Raw genomic sequence first — 20,538 nt, 5'->3', positions numbered from 1 at the left:
CATTCCACGCCCTGAGCTCGTGCTCGGCGACGACGGGCTCACCCGATGCGGCTGGGGTGCGTTCGACTCCGAGTACCGCAGGTATCACGATGAGGAGTGGGGTACACCGCAGCACGACGACGTGCGGCTCTTCGAGAAGGTGTGCCTCGAGGGCTTCCAGGCCGGTCTCTCCTGGATCACGATCCTTCGCCGGCGCCCGGCCTTCCGCGAGGTGTTCCACGGCTTCGATGTCGAACGGATCGCCGCGATGGATGAATCCGATGTCGAGCGCCTCCTCGGCGACGCCCGCATCATCCGGCACCGCGGCAAGATCGAAGCAACGATCCAGAATGCGCGAGCCACCCTCGCCCTCGACCAGCCGCTCGACGAGTTGCTCTGGAGCTTCGCGCCTCCCCCGCGTGCGACGCCGCCCACGACGTTCGCCGAGGTGCCGGCAACCACACCCGAGTCCGTGGCGCTCAGCAAAGAGCTGCGCAAGCGCGGCTATCGGTTCGTGGGCCCCACCACGATGTATGCGCTCATGCAGGCCACCGGCATCGTCGACGACCACCTCGGCGGGTGCTTCCGCGCGTCGGTGCCGCTCGAAGTCGGGCGGTGAACCGCGCCCGGTTGGTGAGGTTCGCCGCCCGCGACAGCACGGGTCAGGCGACGAGCTCGAGCTCGAGCGGCGCTCCGAGCCGGTCCGACCCGAGGTCGAGGCGGAACCCCGCGCCACGCGCCCATTCGAGCAAACCGTCGACCGAGCGGAGCCGAGGCCGCTGCTCGAGGTAGGCCCTCGTGAAACGGCCCTTGGCGTGCTTGTTGAAATGGTTGAGGGCGCGTCGTCGCCCACCGTCATCGACCGAGACGACGCGCACGTACACGCTGCCGGAGCGCACCGGCGCGGGCCCGAGCTCGGTGTACCCCTCGGAGCGGAGGTCGACGATAAGTCCCGGTCTCGCGGCCAGCACCTCGCCGAGGCACTCGCTCCACACGTGCTTCAACCGGATGCCCGGCAGCCGGGAATCGTGCGAGAGGCGATACGCCGGAATCCGGTCGAGGGCACCTACGAGGCCGAACATCGCCGAATGCACCGCGAGGTGCGACGCGGCGAACCTGCGCGCTCGAGCATCGAGGCTGGCAGCGTCGAGCGCGTCGAAGAGCACCCCGGTGTAACGGTCGATCGCGGGCATCGTGGGCGCCGACCACAGCGCTCGATTCCGCTCGACCTCCGCCGCTTGGCGTGGCCCGAGCTTGAGAGCGCGCATCGTCGCCTCGACATCGGACGCGAGAGCGACTGCGGCGTCGACGAGGTGAGCGCGCGCGGGCGTGAGCTCAGCGAACGACAGGGCCGCCAGATCGAGCGGCCGAACGGTCCCACCGTCGCGTTTGGACTCCGACGGGGGCAGGATCAGCAGCACTACGACCCGATGAAGGCGAGTGCGGCGTCGACGTTCGATCCGAGCGATTCGATGCTGTCGATCGTGACGCGCGGCAGGGCCGAAGACGGTCCGGTCCATGCCGCGTAGCCCTCGAGGCTCTGCTCGACCGCGCGCCAGGTGGTCTCTTCGAGGTGCGGCAGACCACGTTCCCGCTTCTCGAGTCGCGCGCGATGCAGCGACTCGTCGGAACACACCACTTCGATGACACGCAACCGCACCTCGGCACGTTCGGCCAGGTCACGCCACTGCAGGCGTGCCGCCTCGGCGGCGTTCACGGCATCGACGATCACCGTGCGGCCGGAGTCGAGCTCCTTCTCGGCGATCTCCTCGGCTACGAGGTAGGCAGCGAGCCCGGTCGGCTGGTCGGCGTCGATGCCAGCTCGCAGGATTGCCGACTCGATCGGGTCGACGGACACGACCGTGGCGCCGAGCCGGGCTCCGACGATCTCAGCGATCGTCGACTTCCCGGCGCCCGGCAACCCGGCCATGACGATGAGTTGGGTGACGCTCAGGTCACCGAACTGGCGGTCGATCGGCTGCTCGCCCTGCATCCGTCACCTCTCAGGCGAGCTCGGCGCGCGATGCGACAACTTGCACGGCATTCGAATGCACCGAGAGGAAGCCGTCTTCGGCGTTCGCGGTGATCTTCTCGCCTCCGGGCAGGGTGACCCGCACCTCGCCGCCGGCAAGGATCGCGAGCATCGGCTCGTGACCCGGCAGAATGCCGATCTCACCTTCGACGGTGCGTGCCACCACCATGGTCGCCTCGCCCGACCAGACTTCCTGGTCGGCCGAGACGACACTCACGTTGAGGGCGGCCATGCTCAGCCGTTCTCCTTCTGGATCGTCGCCCACTTCTCTTCGACGTCGGAGATCGATCCGACGTTGAAGAAGGCCTGCTCGGCGACGTGGTCGTACTCACCCTTGGCAATCGCGTCGAACGACTCGATCGTGTCCTTCAGCGGCACGGTCGAGCCCTCGACACCGGTGAACTTCTTCGCCATGTAGGTGTTCTGCGACAGGAACTGCTGGATGCGGCGCGCACGCGACACCGTGATCTTGTCTTCCTCGGAGAGCTCGTCGACACCGAGGATGGCGATGATCTCCTGCAGTTCCTTGTTCTTCTGGAGGATCTGCTTGACCGTCGTCGCAACGCGGTAGTGGTCTTCACCCAGGTAACGGGGGTCGAGGATTCGCGACGTGGAGGTCAGCGGATCGACGGCCGGGTAGAGGCCCTTCGACGCGATCTCACGGGAGAGCTCGGTCGTGGCGTCGAGGTGGGCGAACGTGGTCGCCGGTGCCGGGTCGGTGTAGTCGTCGGCCGGCACGTAGATCGCCTGCAGCGAGGTGATCGAGTGACCACGCGTTGAGGTGATGCGCTCCTGGAGCACACCCATCTCGTCGGCGAGGTTCGGCTGGTAGCCCACCGCGGAGGGCATGCGGCCGAGGAGCGTCGACACCTCGGAGCCCGCCTGCGTGAAGCGGAAGATGTTGTCGATGAAGAGCAGCACGTCCTGCTTCTGCACGTCGCGGAAGTACTCCGCCATCGTGAGCGCGGAGAGCGCGACGCGAAGACGCGTTCCCGGCGGCTCGTCCATCTGGCCGAAGACGAGGGCGGTCTTGTCGAAAACGCCCGCCTCTTCCATCTCGTGGATGAGGTCGTTGCCCTCACGGGTGCGCTCGCCGACACCCGCGAACACCGACACACCACCGTGGTCCTGCGCGACACGCTGGATCATCTCCTGGATGAGCACGGTCTTGCCGACGCCGGCACCGCCGAAGAGACCGATCTTGCCACCCTGCACGTACGGCGTGAGCAGGTCGATGACCTTGATGCCGGTCTCGAAGAGCTGCGTCTTCGACTCGAGCTGGTCGAAGCGCGGGGGCTTGCGGTGGATCGGCCAGCGCTCGGTGATCTCGATGGTCTCACCGGGCTCGGCGTTGAGCACCTCGCCGATGACGTTGAAGACCTTGCCCTTGGTGACGTCGCCGACGGGCACGGAGATGGCCTCGCCGGTGTCGGTGACCTCCTGGCCGCGGACGAGGCCGTCGGTCGGCTTCAACGCGATGGCGCGCACGAGGTCGTCACCGAGGTGCTGCGCGACCTCGAGCGTGATCTCGTTGCTCTGGTCGCCGATCGTGATCGTCGTCTTCAGCGCGTTGTAGATCTCGGGGATCGAGTCGTGCGGGAACTCGATGTCGACGACGGGGCCCGTGACCCGGGCGACGCGGCCGACGGCGCCGGCCACGGGCGTTACCGCGGCCGGGGCGGTAGCGGTGTCAGTCATGTGTTCTCTCTCTTCTGAATGGCTACTTGGCGGACGACAGTGCGTCGGCGCCGCCCACGATCTCGGAAATCTGCTGGGTGATCTCGGACTGGCGCGCGTTGTTGGCAAGGCGCGTGTAGTCGGTGATGAGCTTGTCGGCATTGTCGCTGGCCGACTTCATGGCCTTCTGCGTCGCGGCGTGCTTCGCCGCGGACGACTGCAGCATGGCGTTGTAGATACGGCTCTCGATGTAGACCGGGAGCAGTCCGTCGAGGACGGTCTCCGCATCGGGCTCGAACTCGTAGAGCGGGAACACCTCGTGCTTGTCGCTCGGCGCCTCGTCGCTCTCGACGACCTCGAGCGGGAGCAGTCGCGTGACGACCGGCACCTGGGTCATGCGGCTCACCATGCGGTTGTAGACGATGTGGATCTCGTCGACGCCGCCGTCGGCTGCATCGCGGAGGAACGCCTCGAGCACCGCGTCGCTGATCTCCTTGGCGGTCTCGAAGACGGGGCTGTCGGTGCCGCCGATCCAGCTGCGCTCGTAGTCACGACGACGGAACGAGAAGTACCCGACCGACTTGCGCCCGACCAGGAAGTAGTCGACCGACTTGCCCTGGCTCTTCAGCAGCTCGGTGAGCTCCTCGGCTTCGCGAAGCACCTGCGAGTTGAACGCACCGGCGAGGCCGCGGTCGGAGGTGAAGATCACGATCGCTGCGCGGTCGACGCGCTCGGGCTCGGTGGTGAGCACGTGCGCGACGTTCGAGTAGCTCGCGACGGCCGAGACCGCTCGGGTGATCGCGTTGGAGTACGGCGTCGATGCGGCGACCCGCGCCTGCGCCCTCTGGATCCGCGACGCGGAGATCAGCTCCATGGCTCGGGTGATCTTCTTGGTCGTCTGGGCAGTCTTGATCTTCTGCCGGTAGACCCGAAGTTGCGCTCCCATGTTTCTCCTGTGTCCTGTGTTCCGGTACCTGCGGTTCTCGAGTCGACCCCGAGGGGTTCGTTCCCGAGAACCCCAGGGAACGAGGCATCCGACTAGCGGCGGCCCTTCACGATCTTCTCCTGGACGACCTCTTCTTCAGCGATCGCTTCGAACTGCTCCGACCCGACGGAGGCGAGGGGTTTGCCCTCACCCGTCTGGAACTCGAGCTTGAACTTGTCGATCTCCGCCTCGAGCGTCGCGGCGGTCTCGTCGCTCAGCACGTTCGTGTCGCGCAGCGTCGAGAGCACCTCGGTGTTGCGGCCGAGGTAGTCGAGCAGCTCGCGCTCGAAGCGGAGGATGTCTTCGACCGGCACCTCGTCGAGCTTGCCGTTCGTGCCGGCCCAGATCGAGACGACCTGCTCCTCGACGGGGTACGGCGAGTACTGCGGCTGCTTGAGCAGCTCGGTGAGGCGCGCGCCGCGGGCGAGCTGGCGACGGCTCGCGGCGTCGAGGTCGCTCGCGAACATCGCGAACGCCTCGAGCGAGCGGTACTGCGCGAGCTCGAGCTTCAGCGTGCCCGAGACCTTCTTGATCGACTTGACCTGCGCGTCGCCGCCGACTCGCGACACCGAGATGCCGACGTCGACCGCGGGGCGCTGGTTCGAGTTGAAGAGGTCGGACTGCAGGAAGATCTGGCCGTCGGTGATCGAGATCACGTTGGTCGGGATGTACGCCGACACGTCGTTGGCCTTGGTCTCGATGATCGGCAGGCCGGTCATCGAGCCGGCGCCGAGCTCGTCGGAGAGCTTCGCGCAACGCTCGAGCAGTCGCGAGTGCAGGTAGAAGACGTCGCCCGGGTAGGCTTCGCGTCCGGGCGGGCGACGCAGGAGGAGCGACACGGCACGGTAGGCCTCGGCCTGCTTCGACAGGTCGTCGAAGATGATCAGCACGTGCTTCGAGTCGTACATCCAGTGCTGGCCGATGGCCGAGCCCGTGTACGGCGCGAGGTACTTGAAGCCGGCCGGGTCGGAAGCGGGGGCCGCGACGATCGTCGTGTACTCCATGGCTCCGGCGTCTTCGAGCGCGCCCTTCACGCCCGCGATCGTCGAGCCCTTCTGGCCGATCGCGACGTAGATGCAGCGAACCTGCTTCGACGGGTCGCCGGACTGCCAGTTGGCCTTCTGGTTGATGATCGTGTCGATCGCGATGGCCGTCTTGCCGGTCTGGCGGTCGCCGATGATGAGCTGGCGCTGGCCGCGGCCGACGGGGATCATCGCGTCGATCGCCTTGATGCCGGTCTGCAGCGGCTCGTGCACCGACTTGCGCTGCATGACGCCCGGAGCCTGGAGCTCGAGCGCACGGCGGCCGTCGGTCGCGATGTCGCCGAGTCCGTCGATCGGGTTGCCGAGCGGGTCGACGACGCGGCCGAGGTAGCCCTCACCGACGGGAACCGAGAGGACCTCGCCCGTGCGGGTCACCTCCATGCCCTCTTCGATGCCGGTGAACTCGCCGAGCACGACGACGCCGATCTCGTCTTCGTCGAGGTTCAGCGCGAGGCCGAGCGTGCCGTCGGCGAAGCGTACGAGCTCGTTCGCCATGACCGAGGGCAGGCCCTCGACGTGCGCGATGCCGTCACCGGCGTCGGTGACGTGTCCGACCTCGGTCTTCTGCGCCTGGCCCGGCTCGTACGACGAGACGAACTCCGAGAGAGCCGAACGGATCTCGTCGGGGCTGATGGTGAGTTCTGCCATTGTCTTTCCCTTTTCTGTACCGGTTGTACAGCTACTGGTCTGTCACGGCGCGGACGCCGGTCGTTTCTCCGGCGTCAGCCGGCAAGTTTCTGCCTCAGCGAGCTGAGGCGTGCGGCGACGCTGCCGTCGATGACGTCGTCGCCGATCTGCACGCGAACCCCGCCGACCACGGCCGGGTCGACGATGGTGTCGAACCGCACCCGACGGCCGGCGCGGGCCGTGAGGCCCTGCTCGAGTCGCGAGAGCTGCGCGGGCGTGAGCGGTACGGCGGTCGTGACGGTCGCGATGTCGAATCCGCGCTGGTCGGCGACGATGGATGCCGCGTGCCGCAGCAGTTCGCCGATGCGTCGGCCGCGGGGCTGCTGCACGAGGTGGCGCACGATCACGACGGTCTGCGGGGTCGCCTTGCCGGCGAGCAACCGGTCGACGATCTTCGTCTTCTCGTCGCGCGGGCTCAGCTTGCTGCCGAGTGCGAGCTCGAGCTCGTCGTCGGAAGTGACCGCGCGTTCGAACGTGAAGAGCTCGGCCGCGAGGTCGACGTCGTCTGGCGCGGAATCCGCGGCGACGCGGATGCCGATCTCTTCGATGCCGGCCAGGAAGTCATCACCTGACGACCACGGGCGAGCCGCGGCGCTCAGCAGGAGCGAGACGGCGCCGGCGGAGAGGCGGGAACCGAAGACCGCCTCGACGAGCGCGCGCCGCTGAGCGGCATCCGCTTCGATGTCGGTGAGCGCCGAGCGCAATTGCGACGACGAGCCGATGACTCGCCCCGCGGAGAGCAGGTCTTCGGCGACCGACAGGTCGGCCCGGCCGAGTTCGGCGAGCGCGGCTCGCGAATCGGCCAGAGCACCTCTGGTAGCGCTACCCATGGGCTAGCTCTTCCCCCCGGCGGCGGCCTGCTCGGACGCCTCGAGTTCGGCGAGGAAACGGTCGACGACGCTCTGCGCCTTCGCGTCGTCGGCGAGGCTCTCACCGATGACGCCCGACGCGAGGTCGATCGCGAGGGTGCCGACATCGGAGCGAAGCGATACGAGCGCCGCCTGGCGCTCCGCCTCGATCTGCGCCTGTGCGCTCGCGGCGATGCGTGCGGCTTCGCTGAGAGCCTGCTCGCGCGCCTCGGCGACGATCGTCTTGCTGTCGTCGCGGGCGGACTCGCGGATGCGGCCCGCCTCGATGCGCGCGTCGGCGAGCTGGGCGGTGTACTGCTCGAGCGCCGCCTCGGCCTTGCGCTGCGCCTCGTCGGCTTTCGCGATATTGCCTTCGATCGCCTCGCCGCGCTCATCGAGCAGCTTCTGCACGCGCGGCAGCACGTACTTCCAGAAGAAGGCGAGGATGATGACGAAGCAGACCGCCGACCAGAGGATGTCGTAGACCTCGGGAAGTACCGGGTTGGGGGTCGCCTCGTGGCCCTCCTCTGCAGCCCTGAGTACTGCGTGAAGCACGGTGGCCTCCTAAATCGCTGCGGAATGCGGACTAAGCGGTGAAGATGAAGTACGTGGCGATGCCGATGAAGGCGAGCGCCTCGGTGAAGGCGATGCCGATCCACATCAGCACCTGCAGGCGGCCGGCGAGCTCAGGCTGACGGGCAACGCCCTCGATCGTCTTGCCGACGACGATGCCGACGCCGATTGCCGGGCCGATCGCCGCGAGGCCGTAACCGACCGTCGCGATGTTGCCGTTGATCTCAGCGAGAACGGTAGTTGCGTCCACGTTGGGTTTTCCTTTCCTAGGGATGTGCTGGGCGGGTGCCCGAGCTCAGTGCTCTTCTGCGACCGCGAGCTGGATGTAGACCGCGGTGAGGAGGGCGAAGACGTAGGCCTGCAGTACGGCGACGAGGATCTCGAAGAGCGTGAAGACGAACCCGAAGGCCAGGCTCCCGACACCGAGCGCAGCCCAGCCGCCGCCTGCCGTGAAGAAGAAGAACTGCGTCGCCGCGAAGAAGAGCACGAGCAGCAGGTGCCCGACGATCATGTTCATCATGAGTCGCAGGGTGAGCGTGATCGGCCGGATGATGAAGGTCGAGATGAACTCGATCGGCGTGACGATGATGTAGACCGGCCACGGCACGCCCGAGGGGAAGAGCGAGTTCTTGAAGAAGTTCTTGGGGTTCTTCCTGATGCCCGCGTAGATGAACGAGACGTAGGCGACGATCGCGAGCACCAGCGGCACGCCGATGACCGACGTGCCGGCGATGTTCAGGAACGGGATGACACCCGTGAGGTTCATGAACAGCACCATGAAGAAGATCGTGGTGAGCAGCGGCAGGAACCGCTTGCCGTCTTTCTTGCCGAGGAGGTCGTCGGCGATGTTCACGCGAACGAGGTCGAGCCCCATCTCGACGAGGCTCTGGAACCGGCCGGGAACGACCTGCATGCGGCGGGTGCCGAGCCAGAACACGAGAATGAGCGCAGCGACGGCGACGAAGCGGACGAGGATGATGCGGTTGATCTCGAAGCCGGTGCCCTCGAAGAGCAGCGCGCCGGGGAAGAACTCGAGAATCGACGGCCCGTGAAACTCACCATCATCGGTAGACATCGGAACCAGAAGGTTCAGGGCGTTAGCTAGCAGCGCTATCTCCTGTTTCGGGGCGTGGAGCTCGGCTCTCGCGACGACGAACATCGGAACGGAATTCCGCACAGGCCGAAGCCGCGCAGAAACCGTGGGGGATCGTCAATACTCTAGCAATACTTCGCGCGGCGGACGAATCGCCCGAGGCCGCTCAGTCGTCGGCAGGAGGCTTCGGCAGCTGCACGTCGCTCGCATACGGCATGCGCGACTTCGCGACCACCAGCACGTCGACGACGAGCGAAGCGATGACCCCCGCGACGAGGCTGAGGAACAGCACCGTGGGATTCAGCCACGCGGCGTCGCGCAACAGCACGACGAGCACGATGAAGGCGATGAACTTCAGGAGCCAGCCGCCCAGCACGATGCCGAAGAACGCGCCGACGAACAGGTCGCTGCCGGCGAACCGGTTGGCGACGAGGATGCTCGCGGCGGTGATGCCCATGAAGACCACCGCCATGAGCGTGCCGATGAGGCCGCTCACGAGGCCCGATGTGCCGTCGACGACGAACCCGAGTGAGGCGCTCACGATCGCGATGACGCCGGCGAGCACGCCGCCCCATGTGAGTGCCTTGCGGAGCACCGGGTTCGAGGTGGGCGTGCGGTCGGCGGGTTCAGGACGCGGGTCGGTCATCATGCTCCAGTTCGGGATTGCCGGATGCCGCCGGCTGGATGTGCGTGACAGGTGCGTCGGGCGTGGTGGCCGGCGTCTCGAGCGCATCGGGCGTCGTCGGCGGCGCCTCGAGCTCGTCAGGCGCCGGCGGCGGCGCCCTCGAGCTCGTCGAGCGCCGCGGCCGGCCCCTCGGGCCCATCCGCCTCGGCGGCGACGGTAAGGCGCTTGCGACGGCCGAGCGGCGCGAGCGTGAACGCAGCGCAGACGATGAATCCGATGCCGAGGAGGAGGAACGCCCAGATCGACGAGATGCGGTAGTAAACCGGGAAGACGAAGCTCAGGAGGCATCCGATCGATGCGACCGCCGTCCAGGCGTAGAAGATGAGCACCGCGTGCAGGTGCGAGTGGCCCATGTCGAGGAGGCGGTGGTGCAAGTGCTTGCGATCCGCAGCGAACGGCGACTTGCCGGCCCTGAGGCGCCGGATCACCGCGAGCCCGAAGTCGAGGAGCGGGATGAGCAGCACCGCGAACGGCAGGATGATCGGGATGAACGCCGGGAAGAGCTCGCCGCCGCCGATCGAGAACGGGTCGATCTGGCCCGTGACGGCGATCGCAGAAGTGGCCATCAGGAGGCCGATGAGGAGGGCCCCTGCATCGCCCATGAAGAGCTTCGCGGGGTGCCAGTTGAGCGGCAGGAACCCGATGCAGGCCCCGACGAGCACGACCGCGAGCAGTGACGCGATGTTGAAGTAGTTCTGCGGCGACGTCTTCTGCACGAGGAGGTACGTGTAGAGGAAGAAGGTGCCGCTCGCGATGAGCGCGACGCCGGCGACGAGCCCGTCGAGCCCGTCGATGAAGTTGATGGCGTTCATGACGAGCACGATCGCGAACACCGTGATCGCCGCGCTCATCCACGACGATCCCACCGTGATGCCGCCGATCGGGAGCGACACGATCGTCACGCCCTGCCACGCGATGAGGCCCGCGGCGATGAACTGGCCGGCGAGCTTGGTGGTCCAGTCGAGGTCCCAGATGTCGTCGGCGACGCCGATGAGCACGATGAGCAGCGCGGCACCCAGGATCGCGAGCATCTGGCCCGGATTCTGGAAGACGATCGAGAGGATCGAGAAGCGCGAGGAGCCGAGCGTCGACATGAACGCGGCCGCAGCGATCGCGATCACGATGCCGACGAACATCGCGATGCCGCCGAGTCGCGGCGTCGGGCGCGTGTGCACGTCTCGGTCGCGGATCTTCGGGTACAGCCGGTACTTGAGGCTGAGCTTCCAGACGAGGATCGACCCGCCGAAGGTCACGAGCGCGGCCACGAGGGCGAGCGCGAGGTAGAGGGTCATGAGATGGCGGCATCCGCTCCGTCGTCGCCGGGGGCAGGAGTGGGCGATTCGGATGCCGCGTCATCGGCACGCGGCCCGCCGGGGGCGGGGGCGAGCAGCTCCTCGCCGACGACCGCGGCGATCTGCTCACGTGAGATCACGCCGGCGCGCACGATGCGGAGGGTTCCGCCGTCTTCCGCGAGGCCGGTCGCGTCGATGATGGTCGACGAGGTGTCGCCCGGCCGTTCGCCGATCGGCGCATAGGCCTCGCCCGCCGCTCCCCCGTCGAGGTAGACGGTGACCGAATCGCCGAGCATTTCGGCGGCGGCCGCTGCCGTCGTGGCCGACGGCATGCCCGACAGGTTGGCGGACGACACGGCGAGCGGTCCAGTCTCGGAAAGGAGCTCGAGGGCGATCGGGTTCGCCGGCATGCGCAGCGCCACGGTGCCGCGCGTCTCGCCGAGGTCCCACTGCAGGGACGGCTGCGCGTGCAGGATCACCGTGAGACCGCCGGGCCAGAACTCGGCCACCAGTTCGCGCACCGGGCCGGGCACCTCGCTCGCGAGCGCGTCGAGCGTGGGGATCCCGGGGATCAGCACAGGCGGCGGCGAGGTGCGGTCGCGGCCCTTCGCGTCGAGGAGCCTCGCGACCGCTTCGGCGTTGAAGGCATCGGCGGCGACGCCGTAGACGGTGTCGGTCGGTATCACGACGAGCTCGCCCCTCGCGATGGCGCCGCGCGCGAGTCGCATTCCGGCGAGCAGCTGGGAATCGACCGAACAGTCGTAGGTGGCAGTCATGACCGCTCGATTCTAGACCAGCGCCCGATGAGGCCGATGGCAGCTGAAAGCGCGACGGATGCCGCGACACATGCGCGCCGCGGCATCCGCCGGTCTCATCCCGTCGTCAGCGGCGCCCGGCCTTGCGACGGAACAACCACGCGCCCCACACGACCGACACGGTGGTGATGCCGACGCACCAGACGACGGCCAGCCACGCCGAGTCGCCGAGGGGCGTGTGCATGAGGAGCCCGCGGATGGTCTCGATCACGGGCGTGATCGGCTGGTTGTCAGCCACCCACTGCAACCACTCGGGCATCGTGTCGACCGGCACGAACGCGCTCGAGATGTACGGCAGGAACAACAGGATGAACCCGTAGCCGCTCGCCGCGTCGGGCGTCGAGGCGGCGATGCCGATGGCCGCGAACAGGTAGGTGATCGCGAGGATGTAGAGCCCCACGATGGCGACCACGCCGAGCCACTCGAGCGGCGAGGCCACCGGACGGAATCCGACGAGCAGCGCGACCGCGATCACGACGCCCGTCGCGAGGAGGTTGCGTGCGAGGCTCGCGACGACGTGTCCGGTGAGCACGGCTCCGCTGCGCAGCGGCATCGTGCGGAAGCGGTCGATGATGCCCGTCGTCATGTCGCGCGAGACCGCGATCGCCGTCGAGGACGCCCCGAATCCGGCGCAGAGCAGGATGATGCCGGGCACGACGTAGTCGACGTAGCCTCCCGACGGGTCGATCGCGTTGCCGAAGATGAACGTGAACATCAGCATGAGCATGACCGGCAGCACGACGGCCATGAGGAGCGCCTCGACGTCGCGCACCGAGTGGATGAGGCTGCGGTTGATGAAGGTCGCCTCGGCGGTGAAGGGGCTGAGGCGGGGGCGGGTCTGCGTGAGCGTGGTCATGGTCGTCACTTCGATTCGATGAGTTCGGGGCGGGCGAGCCCGTGGGCGGCTGGATCGGCAGGCGATCCGCCCGCCGTGATCGCGAGGAACACGTCGTCGAGGCTCGGGCGGCGGATCGCGACACTGACGCCCGGTGCGCCGGATGCCGCGCGCCGATCGAGCTCGTCGATCGCTGCGCGCAGCCCGTGCACGGTGCCGTCGGTGGGCAGCTCGACGAGGAGTTCCCCGTCGATGTCACGGAGCTCGACGACGTCGCCGCCGATCCGCGCCTTGAGCTCGTCGGCGGTGCCCTCGGCAGCGATGCGGCCGTGGTCGAGCACGGCGATCCGGTCAGCGAGCCGATCGGCCTCCTCGAGGTACTGCGTCGTGAGGAAGACCGTCGTGCCGGCTTCGGCAAGCGAGCGGATGACGCCCCAGAGCTCCTGGCGGCTGCGGGTGTCGAGCCCCGTGGTCGGCTCGTCGAGGAACACGACCGGCAGGGCGAGGATCAGGCTGAGCGCGAGGTCGAGTCGGCGGCGCATGCCGCCGGAGTACGTGCCCACGCGGCGGGTTGCGGCATCCGTGAGCCCGAATCGTTCGAGCAGTTCGGCCGCCCGCGAGCGCGCCTCCGTTCGGCCGAGGCCGGAGAGGCGGCCCATCATCACGAGATTCTCCGTGCCGTTCAGCACCTCGTCGACGGCGGCCGACTGACCCGTGAGGCTGATGCGCCGCTTGACCTCCCCGGGTTCGGCGGAGACGTCGAAACCTGCCACGCGGACAGTGCCCGCGTCGGCTTGGACGAGAGTTGTGAGGATGTTGATGGTCGTCGTCTTGCCCGCGCCGTTCGGCCCGAGCAGGGCGAAGACGGTGCCGGTCGGCACGGCGAGGTCGAGGCCTGCAAGCACGTCGGTGCGTCCGAATCGCTTGCGGAGGCCTCGCACGTCGATGGCGAGAGTCATGTCCCGGTCCTTTCGAGGTGAATCGTCTGCGTATGTCGCAAACTGTTTATGTGGTGCACTGTTGTTTAACTAATACACAGTTCTAGACTGTGGGTCAACAGGAAATCGAGAACGGGAGCCGATGTGAGCCGAGTGCGACCCGACCCCGAGCTCCCCCGCGGTGTCGCGCTCGCGTGGGGCGTCGCGACGCATCCGCAACGCGGCCCGAAACGCGAGCTCTCCATCGAACGCATCGTCGACGCGGCGATCGAGATCGCCGACGCCGAGGGGCTCTCGGCGGTGTCGATGAGCCGGGTCGCCGCCTCCCTCGGCTTCACGACGATGTCGCTCTACCGCTACGTGACGAGCAAGGACGACCTGATCCTGCTCATGCAGGAGGGCGCGATCGACGTGTCGGTGCCCGACGACGCGCTCGAGCGCACGTGGCGCGAGGGGGTGACGGCGTGGGTGCTCGCGATCCGGGATGCGTACCGCACGCACCCTTGGATCGTCGACATCCCGATCTCAGGGGCCCCGATCACGCCGAAGAACCTCATGCTCGTCGACTGGTTCCTGCGTGAGGTGCGGTCTCTCCCCCTGAGCGACGGCGAGAAGATGTCGGCGCTCCTGCTCGTCACGAGCTACGCACGTGCCACGAGCGCGCAGGAACGCGACCTCGTCGCCGCCGCGGCCGCCGCGCGCGACGCCGGTGACGTCACGGGCGAGAACTTCCTCGAGGCGCTCATCGAGCTCGTGACCCCCGAGCGATTCCCCTACCTGAGTCCGTTGATGACCACGGGCGGATACACCGGGGGCCCCGAAGCGGCCGACGACGAGGCCGACGCGGACTTCTCGTTCGGCCTCGAGCGCATCCTCGACGGCATCGAGTACCACGTCGGCCGACTCGAATCGGGAGCGCCCACGACGGCGAGGGGGCCCGAGCCCGAGCCGGCGCTGCTCCTCCCCCGCGACAAGGCCGTGCGCGAGGCCGCGAAGGCTCGCCGCGAGGCGGAGAAGGCCCTGCGCGAGGCGCAGAAGCGCGAACGCGAGGCCGTCAAGCACGCGCTCGAGCGCGAGAAGCACGAACGGGAGAAGATCGCGCGACGCGAGCGGGAACAGCTCGAGCGCAACAGCCGACCGTGATTCAGCGCAGCGCGGTCGTCGCCCGGTCGCGGGTGGTCAGGTCGCGGTGATGGGCGATGGCCCGCCAGCCGTCGGATGCCAGCAGCGCGGCGATGCCCGCCGACTGCCGCTCCCCGTGCTCGATCACGAGCACTCCGCCGGGCCGGAGCAGCCCTAGCGCGCGCTTCGAGAGCGCCCGCACCACGTCGAGCCCGTCGGCGCCGCCGTAGAGCGCGTGCACGGGATCGTAGAGTCGCACCTCGGGGTCGCGCGGAATCTCGGCGAGCGGCACGTACGGCGGATTCGACACGACCACGGCGACTCGGCCGTCGAGCTCCGGCAGCGCGAGCGCGAGATCGCCGAACACGAGGTCGAGGTTCGGCGCGCCGATCGCCTCGACGTTGCGGCGCGTCCACGGGAACGCCTCGGGCGAGTTCTCGACCGCCCAGACGCGCGCGTGCGGCACCTCGGTCGCGAGGGCGAGCGCGATCGCACCCGTGCCCGAACCGAGATCGACCGCGATCGGCTCGGGCTCGGCCACCGCCCGCAGGGCATCGATCGCGAGCTGGGCGACCTCCTCGGTCTCGGGCCGCGGCACGAAGACTCCAGGACCGACGAAGAGGTCGAGCGAACGGAAGGCGGCCCGGCCGGTGAGGTGCTGCAGGGGCTCACGGCGGACACGACGGGCGACGAGCGCGTCGAGCGACGCGGCATCCGACTCCTCCAGCTCGCCGTCCATGACGAGCTTCGCCTGCACTCCGCCGCGCGAGAGGCCGAGCACGTGGCCGATGAGCAGCTCGGCGTCGACCTCGGGATCGGGCACGCCCGCAGCGGCCAGACGGGCGACGACGCCGTCGCGAATCGCCCGAAGGGGGTGCGCGCCGGGCCCCGGCATCCGTTGATCCACGCAATGGAATGTAACGCACGAGCCGGTGAGTGCACCCCGACCATAGGCTGAGCGCGGCACACGCCGTCACGAGAGGGATCATCATGGCACAGGTCTTCGACAACATCACCGAGGTATTCGGGCGCACCCCGCTCGTGCGTCTCAACCGAGTGACCGACGGCGCAGACGCCACGGTGCTCGCAAAGCTCGAGTTCTACAACCCGTCGGCGAGCGTGAAAGACCGCCTGGGCGTCGCGATCGTCGACGCCGCAGAGGCCTCGGGCGAGCTCGCACCCGGCGGCACGATCGTCGAGGGCACGAGCGGCAACACCGGCATCGCACTCGCGATGGTCGGCGCAGCACGCGGCTACCGCGTCATCATCGCGATGCCCGAGACGATGAGCAAGGAGCGCCGCGGCCTCCTCCGAGCCTATGGCGCTGAGCTCGTGCTGACTCCCGGCAGCGAGGGCATGAAGGGCGCCGTCGCCCGCGCCGAGCAGCTCGTCGCGGAGACCCCCGGAGCAGTGCTCGCGAAGCAGTTCGAGAACGAGGCGAACGTCGAGATCCACCGCCGTACGACGGCCGAGGAGGTCTGGAACGACACCGACGGCGAAGTCGACATCTTCGTGTCGGGCATCGGCACCGGCGGCACGATCTCGGGCGTCGGCCAGGTGCTCAAGGAGCGCAAGCCCGACGTGAAGATCGTGGGCGTCGAGCCCGCCGAGTCGCCGATCCTCAACGGCGGCGCGCCCGGCCCCCACAAGATCCAGGGCATCGGAGCGAACTTCGTGCCGGCGATCCTCGACCGCGACATCTACGACGAGATCATCGACGTGAACATCGACCAGGCCATCGCGACCGCTCGCCGCCTCGGCGTCGAGGAGGGCATCCTCGGCGGCATCTCCTCGGGCGCAACGATCTACGCGGCGGCGCAGCTTGCGAATCGACCCGAGAACGCCGGCAAGACCATCGTGGTGATCGCAGCGAGCTACGGCGAGCGGTACCTGTCGACGGTGCTGTACGAAGGTCTGCTTGACTGAGCGGGTGGGACTCCTCGCCAAGCTTCGTGAAGACATCTCGACCGCACGCGCCCACGATCCCGCCTCACGCGGATCGCTCGAGGTGTTCCTCGCCTACTCGGGGTTGCATGCGATCTGGGGTCATCGCGTCGCGCACCGGCTCTGGGTGAGCGGACTCTTCCTGCCCGCTCGGATCCTGTCGCAACTGGTGCGATTCCTCACGGGCGTCGAGATCCACCCGGGCGCGACCATCGGCCGGCGCTTCTTCATCGACCACGGCATGGGTGTCGTGATCGGCGAGACGGCAGTGCTCGGCGACGACGTCATGCTCTACCACGGGGTCACTCTCGGCGGGAAGGCGCGGCGCGGCGCCGGGCGCGGCGCCAAGCGGCATCCGACGCTCGAAGACGGCGTCACCGTCGGGGCGGGCGCGAAGGTGCTCGGCCCCGTCACGATCGGAGCGTGGAGTGCGATCGGTGCGAACGCCGTCGTGACGAAGGACGCTCCCTCGCACTCGCTCATCGTCGGCATTCCCGCGACGGTCAAGCCGCTCTCGCACGAGACGGCCGACGCCGCCCGCGGCGTGCACGACTGGCACATCTGAGATGAAGGCGCGAGCGGATGCCGCGGCATCCGCTCGCGGCTACTCGTCGCCGAGGTTGGCGAGCTGCGCCTCTTCGTCGGCCTGGATGGCCGACTCGACGATCGGATCGAGCGCGCCGTTCATGACGGCGTCGAGGTTGTAGGCCTTGTAGCCGGTGCGGTGGTCGGCGACGCGATTCTCGGGGAAGTTGTAGGTGCGGATGCGCTCGGAGCGGTCCATCGAGCGGATCTGCGACTTGCGGGCATCGGATGCCGCAGCCGCGAGCTCCTCCTGCTGGCGGGCGAGGATGCGGGCGCGAAGCACTCGCATCGCCGCCTCACGGTTCTGCAGCTGAGACTTCTCGTTCTGCATCGACACGACGATGCCGGTCGGGAGGTGGGTGATGCGCACCGCGGAGTCGGTGGTGTTCACCGACTGACCGCCGGGACCCGACGAACGATAGACGTCGATCTTCAGGTCGTTCTGGCTGATGGCGACCTCTTCGGGCTCGTCGACCTCGGGGAAGACGAGCACGCCCGTCGTGGAGGTGTGGATGCGGCCCTGCGTCTCGGTGACGGGCACGCGTTGCACGCGGTGCACGCCGCCCTCGTACTTGAGGTGCGCCCACACGCCCTGCGACGGGTCGGTCGCGTTCGACTTGATCGCGACCTGCACGTCTTTGTAGCCCCCGAGGTCGGACTCGTTCTGGTCGAGGAGCTCGACCTTCCAGCCCTTGGCCTGCGCGTACTGCATGTACATGCGCAGGAGATCGCCCGCGAAGAGGGCGCTCTCCGCGCCCCCCTCGCCGCCCTTGATCTCCATGATCACGTCGCGTCCGTCGTCGGGGTCGCGCGGAATGAGCAGCCGCCGCAGGCGCTCCTGCGCCGTGGCGAGCGCCTCCTCGAGCGCGGGCACCTCCTCGGCGAAGGCGGTGTCGTCTTTGGCGAGCTCACGCGCGGCGGCGAGGTCGTCTTGCGCCTCGAGCCACGTCGTGTGCGCGTGGACGATCCGGCTCAGCTCGGCATAACGCCGATTGACCTTCTTCGCGCGCGCTGCGTCGGCATGGAGCGCAGGGTCGGCGAGCTCCTCCTGGAGCTGCGCATGCTCGGCGAGGAGGTTGCTGACGGACTCGAACACAGCCTTACCGGTGGTCGATCTCGTGCCCGTGCGAGGCCGCCGTGCCGCCCGCGACGGGCATCGACTTCTGCATGAGCATCAGGAACTCGACGTTCGACTGGGTCTCCTTCAGGCGACCCAGCACGGCCTCGAGCGCCGGCTGCGGGTCGAGGCCCGCGAGGGCGCGTCGGAGCTTCCAGGTGATCTTCACCTCGTCGGGCGAGAGCAGCATCTCCTCACGACGCGTCGACGAGGCGTTCACGTCGACGGCCGGGAAGATGCGCTTGTCGGCGAGCTGGCGCGAGAGCCGGAGCTCGGAGTTGCCGGTGCCCTTGAACTCCTCGAAGATCACCTCGTCCATCTTCGAACCGGTCTCGACGAGCGCGGTGGCGAGGATGGTGAGCGATCCGCCGTTCTCGATGTTGCGCGCCGCCCCGAAGAACCGCTTCGGCGGGTAGAGCGCCGAGGCGTCGACGCCGCCGGAGAGGATGCGACCGGATGCCGGCGCGGCGAGGTTGTACGCACGCCCGAGCCGGGTGATCGAGTCGAGCAGCACGACGACGTCGTGACCGAGCTCGACGAGCCGCTTCGCGCGCTCGATGGCGAGCTCGGCGACCGTCGTGTGGTCTTCGGCGGGACGGTCGAAGGTCGAGGCGATGACCTCGCCCTTCACCGTGCGCTGCATGTCGGTGACCTCTTCGGGGCGCTCGTCGACGAGCACGACCATGAGGTGGACCTCGGGGTTGTTCGTCGAGATGGCGTTGGCGATCTGCTGCAGCACGATCGTCTTGCCGGCCTTGGGCGGCGCGACGATGAGGCCGCGCTGGCCCTTGCCGATCGGGGCGACGAGGTCGATGATGCGCTGCGTGAGCTTCGTGGGCTCGGTCTCGAGCCGCAGGCGCTCCTGCGGGTAGAGCGGCGTGAGCTTCTGGAAGTCGACGCGCGCCGCCGACTCCTCGGGCGTCTGCCCGTTCACGGAGTCGACCTTGACCAGGGCGTTGTACTTCTGGCGGCTGTTCGACTCGCCGTCACGCGGCTGCTTGATGGAGCCGACGACGGCGTCGCCCTTGCGCAGGTTGTACTTCTTCACCTGGCCGAGCGAGACGTAGACGTCGCTCGGTCCCGGGAGGTAGCCGGTCGTGCGCACGAACGCGTAGTTGTCGAGCACATCGAGGATGCCGGCGATCGGGATCAGCACGTCGTCGTCGAGGATCTCGGGCTCGAGCTCGTCGCCGCCGCCCTGGCCGCGACGCTTGCGGTCGCGGTAGCGATTGCGACGACCGCCCTCGCCCTCCTGCAGCTGGTCCTGCTGGCCGCGCTCGCGCTCCTGCTGGCCACGCTCCTGCTGGCCACGGCCCTGCTGGCCGCGTGCGCCGTCGTTCTGCTGCTTGCCGTTGTCGACGTCGACCTGGCGGGCGGTATCGGCCTTGGCGCCCTCGTCGGCCCTGCGGCCCTGCTCGGCCTGGCCGGCGTTCTGGCGGTCGCCACGGTCGCCGCGCTCGCCGTTCTGGCGCTCGCCGCGCTCGTCACGGTCGCCGTTCTGGCGGGGCTGCTGGCGGCTCTCGGTCTTCTGTGCGTCGTCGCCGCGCTCGGTGCGCTCGGTGCGCTCAGCACGGTCGCCACGCTCGCCGCCTCGGCGGCCACGGTTGCGGTTGCGGCCCTGGCGCGGCTCTTCGGCGGATGCCGCCTCGTCGTCGCCCTCGGCGGGCTGAGGGCTGCGTGCGCCCTCGCCGGTTGCCGCGGCGAGCTCCTCTCGCACGGCCGCGCGGGCCGCCTCGCGGGCGTCGACATCAGCCGGCACGAGGCCGAGTCCGGTGTCGCCGCCGTTCACGTGCTGCGTCGCGGCCGTGGCCGTGGTCGCGCTCGTGGCGCGTCGCGGCTGCCGACGTGCAGGACGGGTGACGGTGACTGCGGCGGCGAGCGCTTCGCTCGCGCCCTCGGTCGTGTCGGCGCCATCGGTCGACGGGTCTTCGGCCTGCTCGCTCGGAGCCTCGCCTCGGAAGGACTCGACGATGGTCGAGGACTCGACCGCCGCGGCGGTCTCCGCCTCGGCAGGCGTCTCAAAAGGCGTTTCGATGGACGACTCGGCGTCGGCGGCGGGAGCCGCGGTCTCGTCAGGCTCGACGACCGGAGCTTCGCCGGTCGACCCCTCCTGGTGGGCGGAGATCAACTCCACGAGTTCTCCTTTTCGGCGCTTCGAAGCACCCGCGATGCCGAGCGTGAGGGCGAGCTCCTGGAGCTCGGGGACCTTGAGGGTGCTCAGGCGGGTGCGGTTGGCCACGCTCTCGGCGTGGTGGGTTCCGTTGGTCACTGGGTATGTTCCTTTCCCC

At 68.5% G+C, this 20,538-nt stretch carries 22 protein-coding genes; 4 read left to right on the top strand and 18 right to left on the bottom strand.

The annotated features are described in order from the left end of the window. The first annotated feature begins 1 nt into the window (after position 1). The gene (locus QFZ29_RS05195; RefSeq protein WP_306896610.1) at positions 2 to 598 is read left to right on the top strand and encodes a DNA-3-methyladenine glycosylase I; all 597 of its coding nucleotides are present in this window, start codon (positions 2 to 4) and stop codon (positions 596 to 598) included. Positions 599 to 641: 43 nt separating this feature from the next. Here the strand turns inward: QFZ29_RS05195 and QFZ29_RS05190 are convergent, their stop codons facing one another. The 15 genes from QFZ29_RS05190 to QFZ29_RS05120 all read right to left on the bottom strand — a co-directional run bounded on the left by QFZ29_RS05190 (position 642) and on the right by QFZ29_RS05120 (position 13,503). Further along, on the bottom strand, positions 642 to 1,400 hold the full coding sequence (locus tag QFZ29_RS05190; RefSeq protein WP_306893158.1) for a YaaA family protein: 759 nt from the start codon (positions 1,398 to 1,400) through the stop codon (positions 642 to 644). Next, the gene (locus tag QFZ29_RS05185; RefSeq protein WP_306893157.1) at positions 1,400 to 1,972 is read right to left on the bottom strand and encodes an AAA family ATPase; all 573 of its coding nucleotides are present in this window, start codon (positions 1,970 to 1,972) and stop codon (positions 1,400 to 1,402) included. Before QFZ29_RS05185 ends, QFZ29_RS05190 begins: the two co-directional genes overlap by 1 nt. A 10-nt stretch (positions 1,973 to 1,982) precedes the next feature. After that, positions 1,983 to 2,243: a F0F1 ATP synthase subunit epsilon gene (locus QFZ29_RS05180; protein ID WP_129520873.1), complete on the bottom strand. Its 261-nt coding sequence runs from the start codon at positions 2,241 to 2,243 to the stop codon at positions 1,983 to 1,985. A gap of 2 nt (positions 2,244 to 2,245) precedes the next feature. Further along, positions 2,246 to 3,709 (bottom strand): F0F1 ATP synthase subunit beta, encoded by a 1,464-nt coding sequence (gene atpD / locus QFZ29_RS05175; RefSeq protein WP_306893156.1) that lies wholly within the window; start codon positions 3,707 to 3,709, stop codon positions 2,246 to 2,248. Positions 3,710 to 3,731: 22 nt separating this feature from the next. After that, positions 3,732 to 4,634 (bottom strand): F0F1 ATP synthase subunit gamma, encoded by a 903-nt coding sequence (locus QFZ29_RS05170; protein WP_214868276.1) that lies wholly within the window; start codon positions 4,632 to 4,634, stop codon positions 3,732 to 3,734. Between the two features lie 92 nt (positions 4,635 to 4,726). After that, on the bottom strand, positions 4,727 to 6,364 hold the full coding sequence (gene atpA, locus QFZ29_RS05165; protein WP_129520870.1) for a F0F1 ATP synthase subunit alpha: 1,638 nt from the start codon (positions 6,362 to 6,364) through the stop codon (positions 4,727 to 4,729). Positions 6,365 to 6,438: 74 nt separating this feature from the next. Further along, positions 6,439 to 7,233 (bottom strand): F0F1 ATP synthase subunit delta, encoded by a 795-nt coding sequence (locus QFZ29_RS05160; protein ID WP_306893155.1) that lies wholly within the window; start codon positions 7,231 to 7,233, stop codon positions 6,439 to 6,441. Positions 7,234 to 7,236: 3 nt separating this feature from the next. Beyond that, positions 7,237 to 7,806, bottom strand: coding sequence for a F0F1 ATP synthase subunit B (locus QFZ29_RS05155; protein ID WP_306893154.1), 570 nt, complete (start codon positions 7,804 to 7,806; stop codon positions 7,237 to 7,239). A 31-nt stretch (positions 7,807 to 7,837) separates the two neighbouring features. After that, complete coding sequence (gene atpE / locus QFZ29_RS05150) at positions 7,838 to 8,074, bottom strand: ATP synthase F0 subunit C (RefSeq protein WP_090711036.1); 237 nt, start codon at positions 8,072 to 8,074, stop codon at positions 7,838 to 7,840. Positions 8,075 to 8,119: 45 nt separating this feature from the next. Next, positions 8,120 to 8,899: a F0F1 ATP synthase subunit A gene (gene atpB / locus QFZ29_RS05145; RefSeq protein ID WP_306893153.1), complete on the bottom strand. Its 780-nt coding sequence runs from the start codon at positions 8,897 to 8,899 to the stop codon at positions 8,120 to 8,122. Positions 8,900 to 9,083: 184 nt separating this feature from the next. Next, positions 9,084 to 9,566 carry a hypothetical protein gene (locus QFZ29_RS05140; protein WP_306893152.1) on the bottom strand — a complete coding sequence of 161 codons (483 nt, stop codon included), beginning with the start codon at positions 9,564 to 9,566 and terminating at the stop codon, positions 9,084 to 9,086. A gap of 113 nt (positions 9,567 to 9,679) precedes the next feature. Further along, on the bottom strand, positions 9,680 to 10,894 hold the full coding sequence (locus QFZ29_RS05135) for an MraY family glycosyltransferase (protein ID WP_306893151.1): 1,215 nt from the start codon (positions 10,892 to 10,894) through the stop codon (positions 9,680 to 9,682). Beyond that, positions 10,891 to 11,670: an L-threonylcarbamoyladenylate synthase gene (locus tag QFZ29_RS05130; RefSeq protein WP_306893150.1), complete on the bottom strand. Its 780-nt coding sequence runs from the start codon at positions 11,668 to 11,670 to the stop codon at positions 10,891 to 10,893. Before QFZ29_RS05130 ends, QFZ29_RS05135 begins: the two co-directional genes overlap by 4 nt. A 106-nt stretch (positions 11,671 to 11,776) precedes the next feature. After that, positions 11,777 to 12,565: an ABC transporter permease gene (locus tag QFZ29_RS05125; protein WP_306893149.1), complete on the bottom strand. Its 789-nt coding sequence runs from the start codon at positions 12,563 to 12,565 to the stop codon at positions 11,777 to 11,779. A gap of 5 nt (positions 12,566 to 12,570) precedes the next feature. Continuing rightward, complete coding sequence (locus QFZ29_RS05120) at positions 12,571 to 13,503, bottom strand: ATP-binding cassette domain-containing protein (RefSeq protein WP_306893148.1); 933 nt, start codon at positions 13,501 to 13,503, stop codon at positions 12,571 to 12,573. A 123-nt stretch (positions 13,504 to 13,626) separates the two neighbouring features. Between QFZ29_RS05120 and QFZ29_RS05115 the strand changes: the two genes are divergently transcribed. Next, positions 13,627 to 14,625 carry a TetR/AcrR family transcriptional regulator gene (locus QFZ29_RS05115; RefSeq protein WP_306893147.1) on the top strand — a complete coding sequence of 333 codons (999 nt, stop codon included), beginning with the start codon at positions 13,627 to 13,629 and terminating at the stop codon, positions 14,623 to 14,625. Between the two features lies 1 nt (position 14,626). On the opposite strand, the gene prmC is transcribed toward QFZ29_RS05115, so the two are convergent. Further along, complete coding sequence (prmC, locus tag QFZ29_RS05110; RefSeq protein ID WP_306896608.1) at positions 14,627 to 15,499, bottom strand: peptide chain release factor N(5)-glutamine methyltransferase; 873 nt, start codon at positions 15,497 to 15,499, stop codon at positions 14,627 to 14,629. A 95-nt stretch (positions 15,500 to 15,594) separates the two neighbouring features. Between prmC and cysK the strand changes: the two genes are divergently transcribed. Continuing rightward, on the top strand, positions 15,595 to 16,530 hold the full coding sequence (cysK, locus tag QFZ29_RS05105) for a cysteine synthase A (RefSeq protein WP_306893146.1): 936 nt from the start codon (positions 15,595 to 15,597) through the stop codon (positions 16,528 to 16,530). A gap of 4 nt (positions 16,531 to 16,534) precedes the next feature. Then, positions 16,535 to 17,113 (top strand): serine O-acetyltransferase EpsC, encoded by a 579-nt coding sequence (gene epsC / locus QFZ29_RS05100; RefSeq protein WP_306896605.1) that lies wholly within the window; start codon positions 16,535 to 16,537, stop codon positions 17,111 to 17,113. A gap of 39 nt (positions 17,114 to 17,152) precedes the next feature. Here epsC and prfA read toward each other — a convergent pair whose 3' ends face one another. After that, on the bottom strand, positions 17,153 to 18,229 hold the full coding sequence (gene prfA / locus QFZ29_RS05095) for a peptide chain release factor 1 (protein WP_306893145.1): 1,077 nt from the start codon (positions 18,227 to 18,229) through the stop codon (positions 17,153 to 17,155). 4 nt (positions 18,230 to 18,233) lie between these two features. Next, positions 18,234 to 20,519, bottom strand: coding sequence for a transcription termination factor Rho (gene rho, locus QFZ29_RS05090; protein WP_306893144.1), 2,286 nt, complete (start codon positions 20,517 to 20,519; stop codon positions 18,234 to 18,236). Between the last annotated feature and the right edge of the window lie 19 nt (positions 20,520 to 20,538).

The sequence above is a fragment of the Agromyces albus genome (assembly GCF_030815405.1).
GTDB lineage: Bacteria > Actinomycetota > Actinomycetes > Actinomycetales > Microbacteriaceae > Agromyces > Agromyces albus_A.
Note: the sequence above shows the minus strand (reverse complement) of the source record. Positions and strands in the feature narration are given on the sequence as shown.

Coding starts and splice junctions, on each gene's coding strand:
- QFZ29_RS05185 (WP_306893157.1), bottom strand. CDS start 1,972: ATGCAGGGCGAGCAGCCGATCGACCGCCAGTTCGGTGACCTGAGCGTC.
- QFZ29_RS05180 (WP_129520873.1), bottom strand. CDS start 2,243: ATGGCCGCCCTCAACGTGAGTGTCGTCTCGGCCGACCAGGAAGTCTGG.
- atpD (WP_306893156.1), bottom strand. CDS start 3,709: ATGACTGACACCGCTACCGCCCCGGCCGCGGTAACGCCCGTGGCCGGC.
- QFZ29_RS05170 (WP_214868276.1), bottom strand. CDS start 4,634: ATGGGAGCGCAACTTCGGGTCTACCGGCAGAAGATCAAGACTGCCCAG.
- atpA (WP_129520870.1), bottom strand. CDS start 6,364: ATGGCAGAACTCACCATCAGCCCCGACGAGATCCGTTCGGCTCTCTCG.
- QFZ29_RS05160 (WP_306893155.1), bottom strand. CDS start 7,233: ATGGGTAGCGCTACCAGAGGTGCTCTGGCCGATTCGCGAGCCGCGCTC.
- atpB (WP_306893153.1), bottom strand. CDS start 8,899: ATGTCTACCGATGATGGTGAGTTTCACGGGCCGTCGATTCTCGAGTTC.
- QFZ29_RS05140 (WP_306893152.1), bottom strand. CDS start 9,566: ATGATGACCGACCCGCGTCCTGAACCCGCCGACCGCACGCCCACCTCG.
- QFZ29_RS05135 (WP_306893151.1), bottom strand. CDS start 10,894: ATGACCCTCTACCTCGCGCTCGCCCTCGTGGCCGCGCTCGTGACCTTC.
- QFZ29_RS05130 (WP_306893150.1), bottom strand. CDS start 11,670: ATGACTGCCACCTACGACTGTTCGGTCGATTCCCAGCTGCTCGCCGGA.
- QFZ29_RS05125 (WP_306893149.1), bottom strand. CDS start 12,565: ATGACCACGCTCACGCAGACCCGCCCCCGCCTCAGCCCCTTCACCGCC.
- QFZ29_RS05120 (WP_306893148.1), bottom strand. CDS start 13,503: ATGACTCTCGCCATCGACGTGCGAGGCCTCCGCAAGCGATTCGGACGC.
- prmC (WP_306896608.1), bottom strand. CDS start 15,499: ATGCCGGGGCCCGGCGCGCACCCCCTTCGGGCGATTCGCGACGGCGTC.
- cysK (WP_306893146.1), top strand. CDS start 15,595: ATGGCACAGGTCTTCGACAACATCACCGAGGTATTCGGGCGCACCCCG.